The organism is Fuerstiella marisgermanici, assembly GCF_001983935.1.
GTDB lineage: Bacteria > Planctomycetota > Planctomycetia > Planctomycetales > Planctomycetaceae > Fuerstiella > Fuerstiella marisgermanici.
On record NZ_CP017641.1, the window covers coordinates 2,022,596 to 2,037,023 of the forward strand.

The following is a 14,428-nucleotide window of genomic DNA, read 5'->3' on the forward strand; positions in this document are numbered from 1 at the left end:
GCGGTTTGTGTTCCCTGTTGGCCACCCGTTTCCTCTGGTGGTGTCACAATATTTTATCCGTGTCCGATTGTACGCTCAACCCCTCTCAGAACCGGACGTGCGCCGTTAACGCATCCGGCTCCCGACCATCACTTGTCACCCGGTCATCACTTTGGCTGTATCGCAATCAGGTCAGTCAGCTTCGAAGGAGATGCCAGGGGAAAGCGAGCTATGTACGCATCGAACTGAGGCCAGGTCTTTGACTTCCTCTGCGAACGACGATTGAGCCAGCGGAAGGCCAGCTGCTTTGCTGCCTGGCGGAATTTCATCAGTTGGGACCAATTGTCATTGATTCCATAGTACTGATAATGGCCACGCAGCTTCGCATTCAACTTCGCCCAGACTTCGGACAAAGGTGTCGTCAGATTCCGTCGGAACCAATGCTTCAGATCGCCTACCTTAGCTCGGTATTTCTTACTGGCTGTCTTCCGTTTCGGCTTGAACTTTCCCGCACGACTCAGGCCGCAGTAATGAGTGAAGCCGAGGAAGTCGAACGTCGCGGGAGCCCCTTCGCCAAGACGCTGGCAATCGCGTCTCGCAAAGCGGCCGAACCGCAGCAGTTTAGTCTTCTCTTCGGCCAGCTCCAGCGAGTATCGGGCCAGTCGCTTCGGTAGCACATCCTGAAAGCGTCTCGCGTCAGACTCCAGTTCGAACGCACAAATGAAGTCGTCCGCGAAGCGGACAATGTACGATTCACCTCGCATACGCGGCTGCACATCCCGGTCGAACCATTGGTCCAGGACGTAATGCAAATACACGTTCGCTAATAACGGTGAAAGAACCGAGCCTTGCGGAACACCTTCGTCAGTGTTACGGCGACGACCTTCGATCATCACACCGGACTTCAGAAAGCGCTGGATCAGGGCCAATAGCTTCGGATCGGAAATCCGCTTTTGTAGCAGTTCGAGCAAACGTTCATGACAAACGTTATCGAAGAAGCCACGGATATCCGCGTCCGAAATCCAGCTCACTTTCCGGGTCGCGATGGTTTGACCGTGCACACTTAAAGCCTGGTGGCATGACCGTCCCGGACGGAAACCATAGGAAGTCTCACAGAAGTCGACTTCGTAGATCCGTTCCAGAATCATCACGACCGCACGTTGTACGATCTTGTCTTCCACACTGGCGATACCCAGCGGTCTGGTCTTGCCATTCCCTTTCGGAATGTCACGACGAAGACTGGGCTGAGGCCGATACGCACCACGGTGTAATCTGGTTAACAGGTCGTGCAGGTTGTCCCGCAGATTCGACTCGTATTGATCCACCGTGACACCGTCGACTCCGGGTGCCTTGCCTCGCTTGAGCTTGCGAAACGCATACCACAGCAACTCGTAATTGAGCAGCGAAAAGAGGTTGTTAAACGCCTCTTCAGAGTACGTTTCCGCGCGTTGGGTGATGCGATCCAGTCGATCAAGCACCGGTGATCCGCCACTGAGTGCGGTCGGTGTATCGCTGGAGTCGCGTGATGGCCTGGCGGCCTTCCCTGCACCCGCATTACCGGGCTTCAATTCACGCGATTGGTCTTCGCGCTTCAACGGTACTATGCCGCCATCCGACTTCCCAGAGTCGTCTGCACTCCTTGCCTTTTCAGCTTGTACGTGCATACTCGTTTCGTCGTGATTGGACGTCACGTCGAACAAGAACAGCTGGGATCTCACTGGTTGCTTCATTGGCATCATGTGTAGCGCGATCGTGGCCTTCGACCCCGGGTCTCCGAGCTTCGCTCGCCAAAACGCGAAACTCAGTGTTGCCTTTAGCAGGTCCGAATGCCTGGGCAGATACCGAGAAAACATGCATTTCGGGGCTCAATACCATTCACGGTTTGGGCGGCCAGCCCAGTCCATTCGTCCTCACTACCTTTCTGTGTACGCTTCAACGCAACTGTTACCAGTGACGCTGCAACACTCGATACCGGGCCTCAGGCTAAGAGTTACCCGGACGGGATTCGCACCCGCTTGTCAATAAACCATTTCCAGTTCGCTCCGGACCCGCATGTCAGGTGGTGTGGGGAGGGTCACCGGAAACGGTGGCTCTTACCCGATTTCGCCTCTTCGGACCTAATTGAGCCGCTCGGAGAACTCATCCCACCCCACATGCTTGTTGGCGTCGATCATTTCCCTGAAGAACTGAATTACACTACGGCGGTCTTCAGGCTTGAGATGTCCCAGTTCTATAACCAAAGTGTCAAACGTTCCGGAAAGACGAACGCTTCCTTTTGGTTTAGGGAATTGACGCCACTTCACTTCGAGAACATCACAAAGTGGCAACTTGCATCGTCGAAAAATACCGTGTTGACAGATTGCGGAATCTCCAAGATGAAGCCGATACCTTGCGTGAAAAATGAGGAGCCAAACACTCAAAAGAGTCCAGAAGCCCCAAAAGATTGCGAAGAACACAGCCGCCAACGTGGGTTCACTTCTGAATCCGAAGTATGCAAAGATTGTAGACGCGATGCCCACGGCGACGAAAAATACCAAACACCGGCGCGCAGTGTTTCGCATTTCTTCCTTCACTCGATATGTCGTATCCATTGAGCAGTTTGCATTAGAGGCGAACAATCTAGTTATTGGGTTAGCTCACCGGGATATCGTTCATATTGACGGGATTATTCCGGTGACGGTTGAATTTTATTCAGGTGGAGAGTTTGCTGCAAGGGTTCGCCTGCCTTCCCTGGCATAAGATGCAGAATGCCATTTAAGGGGCCGATGTCACATCGCGTGCGGGGGGTGACAAGTGAGTTCAGCATTCTTCCGGCAAATATTAGGCGATGCGTGGGGTGGCCCGACCGATTTGTTCGGTTGGGTCGCGCAGCGACAGGATGCCTGCTTGTCGGCTTCCGTCGAACATGGAGTTCCATACTGATTGGACGCCGGATGATGAGACATCTTGTGCCTGCGGCACCCAGCCGATCGGCCGGGCCACCCTGCGATGAACCGCCTGGTGCCGACCCGCATGCCAAGTGGTGTGGGAGGGGCCCGGTCAAAGCCGGCCCCCGATCCCGATTTTTGTTGGCCAGCCTATGGCGAGTAGGCGATCCAATACAGATTTGAAGGGTTACCCTTTTCGTAGGCAATTGCGAGCACGCCTGCGCCTGGGAACATTGCGTCGCCAACTTCAGTGTTGGGGTCACGAACTCGTGATTTTAGCCAAGCATCAGGCTCCTCTGCCTGAATGTCCGGGCTTACGTATCCGATTGAGCATAAAAATACGGGCTCTGGAATTGCTGAAGTAAGTTCAGTCCAGTTGGCACGAAAGAATGGGGAATGCCCACCAATTTTCATGCCATGAACGGTAAATGCCTGGGCATGCTCAGACCACTCGGTCTTGTAGTCTGTCTGCAAGACTGGCCGCGAGTAGAAAGGGCCCGGCGCCGCGTACCACTCGTTTGGCGGCGGAAGGTCGGTGCGCGACAACAAGTCAGTACAGCTTGAATCATGCCACGTTAAGGTTGCGGCCGCCCCGTGAGCGGCGCCGTTGAACCGGCCGTCACCATCCCAGTCATAATCAAAATGGACGGTGAGAACGTCGCCGGGAAGCGGCTCTGGCCACCGTACGCTGCGAAAATCGAATTGCCCGATGAACTGTTTTGCTGCCCCATTTTGAGCGGTTGGCCACTGTTGACTCGACGGCCAGAACGGGAGGCCCCCAAGTCGGGTCGCTGCTCGGTCTCCATCCTCGCCAACGCCGAACACGAAGCAGAGAGTTGGTCGTGGTTGACATTGAGTTAGTTGCGGGGCGTATTCTTCGAGTTGGCGGGACCGAGCTAGAATATCTCCGGGGCCCATCACGTGTTGGTAAGTGGGCCAATTAGTGCTGAGGGAATAAGAGGCGAGATCATCCCGTGACAGAACGGTCAGCTCGTCAGTGGGTGAAATGTCGCCGATGTGCAACGTGTCTTGCGTCATGTGCAGTATTGCTGGCTAACAATGTAACTAACCGAATATTTCACGGGGTATCCGCTCATATCGCGTCCTTATCCCCAGCTATGGTAACTTTATCAATAGCTAAGATTCGCCGCAAGAATGCAGATTTAACTTGTGATAAAAAACACCTTGTCGGCGAAAGCCCGCGGCACCGTGACGCGGTGCTGCGAGATGACGTGTTATTGCGCTCGAGGTCTCATGCGGTTGCTGCGAGGCGGGCACGTTAAGGCGAGGGATGGTTTCGTAGAGATTTACCGAAACTTCAGTGTGGTGATCTTTCCGCAGTGGGCAAGCTTTGCAGATTACGTTCTCTCTGTCGGTCCGGAAGACTGGGCGTGCGAAGAATTCGTTCTCGGAATCGTTCCGCAGTGCTCGATGTGGGAAAATTAGTGGGGCGGAACTGTTCCGAGCCACTAATGATTCGTTCCGAGCCACAAATGGATTCTTCCGACACACTCGACATGACGATTTTGTCACCGTAAATGCGGCGGACAATTCGTACAGCCGGTTCAGGCTGATCGATCCAGCCTTCGAAACGCTGCGGGGCGGCAGATTTTGCCGGAGTGGTTAATGGCTTCGTCCAGTAGGGGACGATTTTAGGCAGGTACCCAAATCTATCTGCCGCAATACTACTCCAGTTCAGGAAGCCTTCGCCATGGCCGCGACTCGCACGAAAACATCTTTCATTCCTCAGGCGGAAGGTAACTTCGATGCCTTTGCTCGCCAGTTCGTCAACCAGGTGGCGTCCGATCCCGCAGAATATGAAATGTCTGCTGAGCGTGTGAAAGCACTTCAAACTCAATTGGCGGAATGGGACAAGAAATACGCCGCTGCCGTGAAGGCTCGCGACGCTGCCAAAGCCGCCACCGAAAGCAAAGACGAAGCTCGTCAGCAACTGGAAGAAACAGTTCGATCCGTTGCCAAGCTGATTCAGGCCAACGACGAAATCTCCAACGCCGCTCGCGATGCCGCAGGTTTGCCGGTTCATAAAACGACACGAACCCCCGTTCCGGTCCCTCACACATTTCCGACAGGCACTGTCATTGGAACCGATCGTCTGGAACTCACGCTCATGTATTCCGACGTTGCCACGCCAACTCGGAAAGCCAAACCCTACGGCGTTCGAGGCTGTGAAGTCTACGTCGCTGTCGCCGACACGCCACCGACAGATCCGGAAGACTACCGCTTCGTCGCGTTCAGCACGCGCACGCCGGAACTGATCAGGTTCAAAAGCGACGACGGAGGCAACACCGCCAACATTTTGCTCCGCTGGGTGAACACCAAGGGCGAAACAGGTCCCTGGAGCCAGGTCATCAGCGCCACGGTTCCGGCCGTCTGAGGCCGAGACGCCTCGGCGGGCGATGGCGTGGGATGTGGGTTGAGCTGGCAAGGAAGTAGGCCGGATCAAGGAGCAACGCGACGCTGCTCCGGCGTTGCGTTTCGCGACGCATCACACAAACGCGCCGGAACAGCGCTTCGCTTGGTCCGGCCTACGGCACGAACCACGACAAAGTGTGGCAAGCTCAGATGGCAACGTGGCCGGGGTTTCCTTCGCTTCGCTCAGTCCAACCCCGGCCACTCCTGAAAAGGAACGGTTTGCGATTCTATTCCTGTCGCAGCACCTTCACCGCGTTCAATAATGGTTGACCATTCGCGGCGACCAGCGTGATTGTCAGGTTGTCTTTGACAGCTACATCTTTGACCTCCGACATCGTGCCCGCGGATTCACCTTCGCCGGCGGCTGGCAGAGTGACATCCTTCAGCACTGTTTCGCCGTTGAATTGGACGTCGAAGGTCGCGCCGGGATCTTTGCTGCGGACGTTGGCGAAGTGGAGTTGCACTTTGAACTTGGCTGGTTTGTCGTCTTTGCCGAGCAGTGGCAGAGTGAGCTTTTCCAGGCCCTGAGCCCATGACGTGTACAACCATTCTGGCTGTTCGCTATTGACGGTGAGTGCGTTTTCATTGACCGCTTCGTAGCCGCCTCCGCTGCCGAATTTCGGTTGCAGATCCAGCTTTACATCCAGTGACGTTTCCTGATACGCCTTGTAACGAGGGTACGACAGCCATACCGTGCCGTGAGCGTCTTTGCGGTCGCCGGGTGCTCCCAGGTTTAACGCCAGATGGCGGACGGGCGTCTTCGTTCCGACGGAACTGTAAATGGCCCACGGTGTCCGAGCTTCACGGGGTTCCATCACAATGGTTGACGCGATGGAAAACAGACAGACGCAACCAGCGCTGGCTTCGGGAATCATCACAAGGCCGTTGGCCGGAATCGCATTGATCCAGCAGCCGAGTCGATGACCGGCGAAGTGGCGGATGCCTGCGTCCTGTTCCAGATCCATAAAGCCGGTGGCCCCTGAACGGAACATAATCATGCCGCTGTCGGCACCTGTGAGCATGCCGCAGTGATGTCCGGTTCGCATCATGGACCATGGGACATCTTCGCCGGTGATGGGATGCTGTCGCATCTGCTGTTCGCCGCTGTGCAGGTCATAAATCCACGGTTCGGCGAGGACTCGATTGCCCACGATGATGGGACGGTGCCGGTAATTCGCATCTTTGGCCCACAGCTTGTACCCGTCTGCGGCCGAAAGAGCGACAAGTCGGCGGCGTGAAAATTCGCCCGCGACAAACTGCCTCCAATAGTGGCCGTTAGCGTTGGCACCGCCAAGAATCAGCGTGTCGTTCTGGTACATCAGCGTCAGCATGCCGCCGCCGATTCCGATTTCGCTGCAATCGGTCACATCAACGGGTTTCGCCCACACCTTTTCGCCGGTCCGCGAATCGAGTGCGACGGCTCGCCGCAGGTCAATCTTCTTCATGCGGTCTTCGGCGATCTCACGAGCTTTCCCTGTCAGATTCTGCAGTTCACTTTTGTCCTGCCGCAGAATTTCGGCTCGTTGATCACTGGTGATCGTGCTGTCGATAAAGAAGACTTTGTCAGGGCCGATGGCAATGGTGCGGTGTGAAATACTCTGGCCCTGATAGTCCCACAGGTGCTTACCCGTGGTCAGATCGATGGCGAAAATGCCGTCAGTCGCGTCCTTTGTCTTGCGGCCTCGACGGCGTTCGATGGCGTCGATCGATTCCATCACTGTGGCGGTACCGAACAGCAGATTGTCCTTCACGGCGATGTAGCCCCACTGATGCTTGCCGTTGGCTCGCGATTCCGGCAGGTCGTGAACTCGCAATGTTTCGCCTGTAGCGGCGTCGAGTTCAAAACATTTCGGACCAATGAAGTGGAACAATCGGTCTTCGGTCGCCGCCAGGTTTCCGGGACTCACCCCTTTGTACACGCCCAGCCGAATGCCTTTAGGATTGTCGTAGTTCCAAAGAAACAAACCGTTGTACGCGTCGTAGGCTCGAATTGTGGTCTGGCCCTGAACGATCAAACGTCCGCCGACCGCCAGTGGCCCGACGGCTCCATCGTGCCGATTGACCATTTCACCGATGCCGGGGTCACCATACCACAACACGCCCAGTCCGCCGGTGACTCGCTTTTCGTCGCTGACAGCCGTGTTGGCGGCGTTGCCGTATTGGTGTGACCACGATCCTGCGCCCGGCAGGATGGCTCGCGTCAACGTTGCGAATCCACCTTCTGTTTTCGTCGCAGAATTCGCGACTGTTTTCGCTGCTTCGTCGTCGGCCTCAGCATCTGCGGCCACAGAATCCTTATCCTTCGCGAACTCCGCTTCGACAGTTTTCAAAGCGGCCGCTGCCGTTGCTGAGTCGCCGTCGGGTTGGCCGAGACACATCACGCCGCCGGCCGGTTTCAGGTGACGGGCAATCAGTGTCGGATCCGTTTTCAATTTGCCGGTCTTCACAAACTCGTCACTGACAATCAGGTTTGCGAAGTAGTTGGAATAGGGAATGTCGGCCACGTCGAAGTTATGCACGGTCACACGACTGCCATACACGCCAGCATCCGCCAAACGTTTGCGAGCCGTCGCGGCCTTTTTGGCGTCTGGTTCGATCATGTAAACTTCGAGATCACTTTGGCTGGCGATTTCGTAGGCCAGTTCGCCTTCGTTGCCGTCAATGACAAGACAGAAGCCGCGGCGGATTCCCGTTTGTTTCAGTATCTGTTCGGCGGCCGTGTGGTATTCGCTCGCTACCGCGAACGCGGCCAGCGACGTATCCGGTTCGGAAATTTCATCGCCGCCGAAAACATGAATGCTGCCGCTGTCTGTGCTGACGATCAATCGTTCGTCCGCCACAGCCAGACCTCGCGCCTTGCCGTTCACTTTGGCCGTCCAAACGATTTCGCCGTCGGCGGCAGAATAGGCGGTGACCTTATTTGTGCCGCCCACGAACACAGCTTCAGGAGTCGCCAGCAGCGCCGCGTCGGCCACGGTTTCTTTTTGCCAGGCAACACCGACATCGGCGATCTCTTTGATTGCATCGTTGGCATCGCTGATCTGCTTGCGGATGTCGGCCACTTTCTTCTTGTCTTTTTGACCGCGCAGACTGCGAGAAAGTCCGTAGAGTTTCATTTCCAGGTCGTGACGAATTCGACTGTTGACGGCGTATTCTCCGCGATTGAGTTTCGCGACAACGGTCCCCGTGGCCACGTATGCAGCGTCGTCCAAAACGACCATCTGCCGACCGGCAAACCAGCCGTAACCTGCATCGCCGTTTTTCTGATTCATCGCCAGCAGGTGGTGAGGACCACCGGAATAGATTTGCCCGTCCGCCAGCAGCGCCTTGGTGCCGCCGATGATTCCGCCGGCCGTCGTGCGCCAACTATGAGTTCGCTTGTGGACCAGCTTGCCGGTCTTTCGATCAAACGCAGCGGGCAAGGTTCGCCCTGAAGGCACAATCAACAGATCTTTGCTGGCCAGCAGGTAACCTTGCGGCGACAGATCGTTGCGGCCGGCGTCTTCAGAGCTGAGGTTATCCTGTTTCCAGATCACTGATCCGTCGTTTGCATCAACGGCATACAGATAGACGTATTCATGAGGGAAGATGCCGGCTCCGAAGAACGCGACTCCGTCATCCACCAGCACGCCGGTACGCACAGGCCAGCGAGAAATCATTTCGCCGCGAGCCAGCAACCAGTCGTCTTCTGCACCGGCCCGAAACTGCCACAGTTGTTTTCCGGTGGCGGCGTCGACGCAATACACTCGCCCATCGTCAGAACCGAAGTACACTTTCCCGTTGGCGACCGATGGAGCCAATCGCACGGGAGCTCCGGTGAAGAACGTCCACTCTGTTTTTCCGGTTTTCAAATCCATGCAGTGCAGTTGGTCATCAGCCGTGGATCCAAAGTACAGCTTGCCATCGACGGCGACCGGATGGAACACGTCGTCGAACTTCACACGATGGCCCAGCACTTTTCCTTCGTAGACTTTGCCTTCGCCGCTTGACCAGGCCATTTCCGGCGGTGCCGGAGACGTATACGTCCATGAAGCGTTTAGCGGAAGGGGCAGTGATTCGTGGCTGCCGCCGGCACGAGCATTGTCGCCGCGATAAGTCGGCCAGTCGTCGGCGGAAGCTGTGTTCACAGAACAGACCAGCAGGCCAATGCCACTGACCACACGAAGAAGGAAGGAGGGATTCATGGAGTTTCCTTTTGGCGGGGACGAACGAGCCGAGAACTTTAGTCTTCTGGTTGCGAGGCTGGTTGGTTGCGTTTCCTGCATTCACCACAACACGCGTTACCCAGTTGAATGCACGGCTACGGCTCCGTACACTCTAACAAGCGATCATGCGTCCTCCCACCCACCTGCGCCCACCAAATCGGACACGCCATGTCACTTCGAAAATTTTCTACAGCGACGCTCATTGTGCTCGCATCGGCATCGCTGGCTGTCGCGTGCTCAGTCCCCGTGTTCCGCTACGCACTGGAACACTGGCAGCCAGACAAGTACACGGCGTACGTCTTTCACACCGGGCCGCTCACAGAAGCACAGCAAGCTGTCGCTTCATCGCTGCAACCGAAATCGAAAGACGGCACCGCAGCGGCCAACATGGTTGTGAAAACAATCGACCTGGACGGCGACGTCGAGCCAAACATCAAGGCTATCCGTGACGCTCATCCTTCGGATCAAACACCGTGGGTTGTGGTGCAGTCGCCGCCAAAGTGGGGACCGCCGCAAACGATCTGGCAGGGCGAACTGAACAGAGACAACGTTGCGACCGTCTTGAATTCGCCCGCCCGTTCAACTGTTTGCCAACGACTGATCGACGGCCAGTCTGTGGTGTGGGTCTTTTTGGACAGCGGTCAGACAGAAGAAGACGACGCCGCGTTCACGGTGTTGACGGATGAGCTAAAGTCGCTTGAAGACGAACTGAAGCTGCCTGAGATTGAAGAAGGAGATTTGAAGGATCTGGCTGTCGCCGCTGATTCGCTGAAGATCGCGTTCTCGGCCGTCCGCATCGATCGGGATGATAAGGCCGAACAGGCGTTCATCGAAATGCTGCTGCGGATCGAACCCGACCTCAAAGATCCGGACATCATCAACCAGCCCATGGCGATCCCAATCTTCGGACGTGGTCGAGCTCTCTACGCATTGATCGGCAAAGGAATCGCTCCGGACGTGATTAAAGAAGCGTCGCAGTTTCTGACCGGTGCGTGTCAGTGCACGGTAAAGGCTCAAAACCCAGGCGTCGACCTGGTCATGAACGTCAACTGGGACAACGTCATCGTGACAACGGAGCCACTCGACGAAGGTCTGCCGCCACTAGCTGGCTTCTCAGGGTTCGGCGTTCCAGAAGATTCTGAAGTGGAAGCCATGGACGCTGCCGAAGAACCGGAGCCAGTGCTGACCACGGTTGCGGATGCGGGTGCCGTAAGCGACACGGTGGAAGCGTCAGGAGACAGCGTGGCATCGGATGTAGATTCTGCGGCATCCATTAACGCCATCACATCAGACGCCACTGAAGAGAACGATGCGATTTCGAGCGCCTTCGGACCGAACGTGATGATGGTGATTCTGTTTCTGGTGGTCGCCACGGTCGTCGCGACGATGGTCTTCCGGCCAAAGGTGTAATTCATGATTCAGTCTTCGTTCGCCACCGAAATGCTTCGCCGCACGTTCCTGCGCCAGTCCGGCGTTGGGGTTGGTGCGGCCGCGTTTTCGTCGTTGCTGGCGAATGACGCGGCTGCAGCGAATTCGCGAACGAACGCTCATGGCGGGCTGCCAGGCTTTCCGGAATTACCACCGCGTGTGAAACGAGTCATCTTCCTGTGCATGGCTGGCGGGCCGTCGCATCTGGAAACATTCGACTACAAGCCGACGCTCGAAAAGATGGACGGCAAACCGATGCCGGCATCGTACACAGCCGGTCAACCAATCGCTCAATTGCAGGGGCAGGAACTAAAATGTCTGCGGCCGCTGACTAAGTTTGTGCCGTCCGGGAAAAGTGGCCTGCCGATCAGTGAATACCTGCCGTATCACCAGAAAATGGCCGACGACATTTGCGTCGTCAAGTCGATGGTGACTGAACAGATCAACCACGATCCGGCTCACACCTTCATGAACACGGGCACGGCTTTAAGCGGTCGTCCGTCGATGGGAGCGTGGGTCAACTACGGTCTCGGCAGCAAATGTCAGGACCTGCCTGGCTTTGTCGTCATGACCAGCGTCGGCGGCCGAAACCCTCAACCGATTGCGTCGCGGCAATGGGCTTCAGGGTTTCTGCCGAGTCGTTATCAAGGCGTGGAATTCAACGCAACTGGTGCTCCGGTGCACTATCTGGATTCGCCGCCGGGGGTGCCGATGGATCAACAGAAGAAACTGATCGACACCATTGGTGCTCTAAACCGGCACCGCAATCAAACACTGCAAAGTCCCGAACTGGATACACGGATCGCTGCTTACGAAATGGCGTTTCGAATGCAGATGTCAGTGCCCGAACTGGTCGACATGTCCAACGAACCAAAGCACGTTCTGGACATGTACGGCGCTACTCCCGGCGATGGTTCGTATGCGTCTAACTGCCTTCTGGCCAGAAAGCTGGCGGAGCGCGGAGTCCGGTTTATCCACTTGTATCATCGCGGTTGGGACCACCACGGCGGTTTGCAGAAGTACATGGACATCTGCTGCGGTTTGACTGACCGAGCCACATGGGCGCTGGTTCAGGACTTGAAACAGCGAGGCATGCTGGAAGACACAATGATTATCTGGGGCGGAGAATTTGGCCGCACGCCCATGTTTCAGGGCAAGGGCGGCGCGGGGCGTGATCATCACATTAAGGGCTTTTCGATGTGGCTGGCGGGTGGCGGAATCAACGGCGGCACCAGCTATGGCAACACCGACGAACTCGGCTACAACGCGGTGGAAGACGTGGTTAACGTGCGCGACCTTCACGCTACAATGCTGCACATGCTGGGCATCAACGCTCAACGATTCAGCGTACCGTTTCAGGGGTTGGACACACGACTTACAGGAGTCGAAGAAGCACATGTCGTCGACGGAATTCTGGGTTAGCGGCTGCAAATGACTGAATCTCCACCCGCGCTGCTGGCTCACGACATCTCGCATCGTTACGGCAATCACCAGGCACTGGACGGCGTCTCGTTTCAGGTCGAACGCGGCTGCCTGTTTGGTCTGCTGGGCCCAAACGGTTCCGGTAAGACCACGCTGTTTCGACTGCTGGCAACATTGTTGCCGCTGCAAAGCGGTTCTGTGCAAATCGCCGGTCGTGATCTCAAAACAGACTCGGCCGAAATTCGTCGGCTTCTGGGAGTCACTTTTCAATCGCCAGCCGTCGACCCTCGTTTAACCGTCGACGAAAACCTGAAGTGTCACGGACGGATTTACGGCATCCCGAAATCCGAACTGGCCAACCGCACCGACCGGCTTCTTAACCAGTTCGCATTGACGGATCGCAAGCGTTCAATCGTCGGTGATCTGTCAGGAGGACTGCGGCGGCGAGTCGAATTGGCCAAGGGGTTGATGCATTCGCCCGAGTTACTTCTTCTGGACGAACCGAGCACGGGCTTGGACCCGTCTGCGAGGCGGCAGTTTTGGGATTTGATTCACGAACAGCGTGACCGGGACGGCACCACCGTGATCGTGACGACTCATTTGATGGAAGAAGCCGAAGGCTGCGAACAGCTGTTGTTGCTGGATCGAGGCCACGTGATTCGCAGCGGATCGCCGCAGGAACTGCAGTCGTCGCTGGACGGTCAGCGGTTAACGGTTCGGACGCGAAATAATGCCGACTTTCGTCCTCGTTTGGAAACATTGCTAAGCGCGGAAGCTCGCCCCATTTGCGACCGGCTGTGCTTTCGCATCAGCGAAGCAGCGTCTGCGTTGCAAAAAGTCATGCAGGAATTTGGAGACAACATCGTGTCGGCGGAAGTGGCTCAACCAACGCTGGAAGACGTCTTTCTGGAAACAACCGGGCGTGATTTCACCGGCGAAGAATCGGAGACCGCCGCATGACTTCGCAAGCAAACGCTATCCGCCCACAGGCCACGCCCGGAATCTGGTCAGGGACCTTCGCACTGGCGTCACGGGAATTGGTGAGGTTCTTTCGTCAGCGCACTCGTGTGATCGGTGCCATTGGGCAGCCCATTATTTTCTGGGTGCTGTTTGGGGCTGGTCTGCGAGGATCGTTTCAGTCTCCGGAATGGGCCAGCAATCTCGAACAGCCGCTCACGTATCAGGAATACTTCTTTCCGGGCATCGCCGTTTTGATCGTGATGTTCACCGCCATCTTTTCGACGATCTCCATTATCGAAGATCGCCGCGAAGGATTTCTGCAGGGTGTCCTCGCCGCCCCGGTGCCTCGATCCGTGATTGTGCTCGGCAAGGTACTGGGCGGGACGGTGCTGGCCGTGATTCAGGCCGGGCTGTTTCTGATGGTTGGGCCGCTACTCAGCTACGTTGGCCTCAGCCCGGGACTACAAATCGAAGTCGGTTTACTTCAAGGCATTTTCGCCGTGATCTTTTTGACGCTGATCGCCGTGGAACTCACGTCACTCGGATTTCTCATCGCGTGGCCGATGAATTCGACTCAGGGATTTCACGCCATCATGAGCATCTTTCTGATGCCGATGTGGCTGTTATCCGGAGCGTTCTTTCCTGGCGGCGGCAGCGGCTGGCTGTCGTGGATCATTCGCCTGAACCCGCTGACGTACGGCGTGGCTGGCCTGCGACGCCTGCTGTATTCTGGCGACCTGCCTGTGACCGATTCACTGCCATCGCTACCCGTGTGCGTGCTGGTCACGGCCGTTTTCGGCCTTGCTTGTTTTGCGATCAGTGCCGCGCTGGTGTCGCGTCCCACGTCGCACAACGTGACTTAAAGAATGGCGTGGCGCAAACAGACCGAAGTCGGAAAAGTCGAATGGCGTTTCGGCCGGCTGCGGATCTCGATCGTCGTCGTTTCCGTCAATTACCTTCATGATCATCTGAGCAGATCTCCGCCGTTTGTGTGTTGCGCGATTTGATTATCAGATCGGCGATTGTCGGCAGATGCGAACACACGTGGCCACGAACCAGCGGTTTTTGCCACCA

General features: G+C 56.4%; 9 protein-coding genes. 6 read left to right on the forward strand and 3 right to left on the reverse strand.

The features are described 5' to 3' along the window. Window positions 1-146 precede the first annotated feature (146 nt). Window positions 147-1,832 (reverse strand): group II intron reverse transcriptase/maturase, encoded by a 1,686-nt coding sequence (gene ltrA, locus Fuma_RS07650; protein WP_218922201.1) that lies wholly within the window; start codon window positions 1,830-1,832, stop codon window positions 147-149. Between the two features lie 658 nt (window positions 1,833-2,490). Here ltrA and Fuma_RS07655 point away from each other — a divergent pair. Next, window positions 2,491-2,718, forward strand: a complete 228-nt coding sequence (locus Fuma_RS07655; protein ID WP_218922406.1) for a hypothetical protein — start codon at window positions 2,491-2,493, stop codon at window positions 2,716-2,718. A 338-nt stretch (window positions 2,719-3,056) separates the two neighbouring features. On the opposite strand, the gene Fuma_RS36790 is transcribed toward Fuma_RS07655, so the two are convergent. After that, on the reverse strand, window positions 3,057-3,944 hold the full coding sequence (locus tag Fuma_RS36790) for a DUF1963 domain-containing protein (RefSeq protein WP_077023609.1): 888 nt from the start codon (window positions 3,942-3,944) through the stop codon (window positions 3,057-3,059). Between the two features lie 673 nt (window positions 3,945-4,617). On the opposite strand from Fuma_RS36790, the gene Fuma_RS07670 reads away from it, so the two are divergent. After that, complete coding sequence (locus Fuma_RS07670) at window positions 4,618-5,301, forward strand: hypothetical protein (protein WP_077023611.1); 684 nt, start codon at window positions 4,618-4,620, stop codon at window positions 5,299-5,301. Between the two features lie 265 nt (window positions 5,302-5,566). On the opposite strand, the gene Fuma_RS07675 is transcribed toward Fuma_RS07670, so the two are convergent. Beyond that, window positions 5,567-9,523 carry an outer membrane protein assembly factor BamB family protein gene (locus tag Fuma_RS07675; RefSeq protein ID WP_077023612.1) on the reverse strand — a complete coding sequence of 1,319 codons (3,957 nt, stop codon included), beginning with the start codon at window positions 9,521-9,523 and terminating at the stop codon, window positions 5,567-5,569. Window positions 9,524-9,712: 189 nt separating this feature from the next. Here Fuma_RS07675 and Fuma_RS07680 point away from each other — a divergent pair, with 189 nt between their 5' ends. Genes Fuma_RS07680 through Fuma_RS07695 form a run of 4 tightly spaced genes read left to right on the forward strand, consistent with a single transcriptional unit; the run spans window position 9,713 to window position 14,217 of the window. After that, window positions 9,713-10,954 carry a hypothetical protein gene (locus tag Fuma_RS07680; RefSeq protein ID WP_077023613.1) on the forward strand — a complete coding sequence of 414 codons (1,242 nt, stop codon included), beginning with the start codon at window positions 9,713-9,715 and terminating at the stop codon, window positions 10,952-10,954. 3 nt (window positions 10,955-10,957) lie between these two features. Next, complete coding sequence (locus Fuma_RS07685; RefSeq protein ID WP_077023614.1) at window positions 10,958-12,394, forward strand: DUF1501 domain-containing protein; 1,437 nt, start codon at window positions 10,958-10,960, stop codon at window positions 12,392-12,394. Window positions 12,395-12,403: 9 nt separating this feature from the next. Next, window positions 12,404-13,354, forward strand: a complete 951-nt coding sequence (locus tag Fuma_RS07690) for an ABC transporter ATP-binding protein (protein ID WP_077023615.1) — start codon at window positions 12,404-12,406, stop codon at window positions 13,352-13,354. Further along, the gene (locus tag Fuma_RS07695; RefSeq protein ID WP_077023616.1) at window positions 13,351-14,217 is read left to right on the forward strand and encodes an ABC transporter permease; all 867 of its coding nucleotides are present in this window, start codon (window positions 13,351-13,353) and stop codon (window positions 14,215-14,217) included. Before Fuma_RS07690 ends, Fuma_RS07695 begins: the two co-directional genes overlap by 4 nt. Window positions 14,218-14,428: the final 211 nt, after the last annotated feature.

Coding starts and splice junctions, on each gene's coding strand:
- ltrA (WP_218922201.1), bottom strand. CDS start 1,832: ATGTTTTCTCGGTATCTGCCCAGGCATTCGGACCTGCTAAAGGCAACA.
- Fuma_RS07655 (WP_218922406.1), top strand. CDS start 2,491: ATGCCCACGGCGACGAAAAATACCAAACACCGGCGCGCAGTGTTTCGC.
- Fuma_RS36790 (WP_077023609.1), bottom strand. CDS start 3,944: ATGACGCAAGACACGTTGCACATCGGCGACATTTCACCCACTGACGAG.
- Fuma_RS07670 (WP_077023611.1), top strand. CDS start 4,618: ATGGCCGCGACTCGCACGAAAACATCTTTCATTCCTCAGGCGGAAGGT.
- Fuma_RS07675 (WP_077023612.1), bottom strand. CDS start 9,523: ATGAATCCCTCCTTCCTTCTTCGTGTGGTCAGTGGCATTGGCCTGCTG.
- Fuma_RS07680 (WP_077023613.1), top strand. CDS start 9,713: ATGTCACTTCGAAAATTTTCTACAGCGACGCTCATTGTGCTCGCATCG.
- Fuma_RS07685 (WP_077023614.1), top strand. CDS start 10,958: ATGATTCAGTCTTCGTTCGCCACCGAAATGCTTCGCCGCACGTTCCTG.
- Fuma_RS07690 (WP_077023615.1), top strand. CDS start 12,404: ATGACTGAATCTCCACCCGCGCTGCTGGCTCACGACATCTCGCATCGT.
- Fuma_RS07695 (WP_077023616.1), top strand. CDS start 13,351: ATGACTTCGCAAGCAAACGCTATCCGCCCACAGGCCACGCCCGGAATC.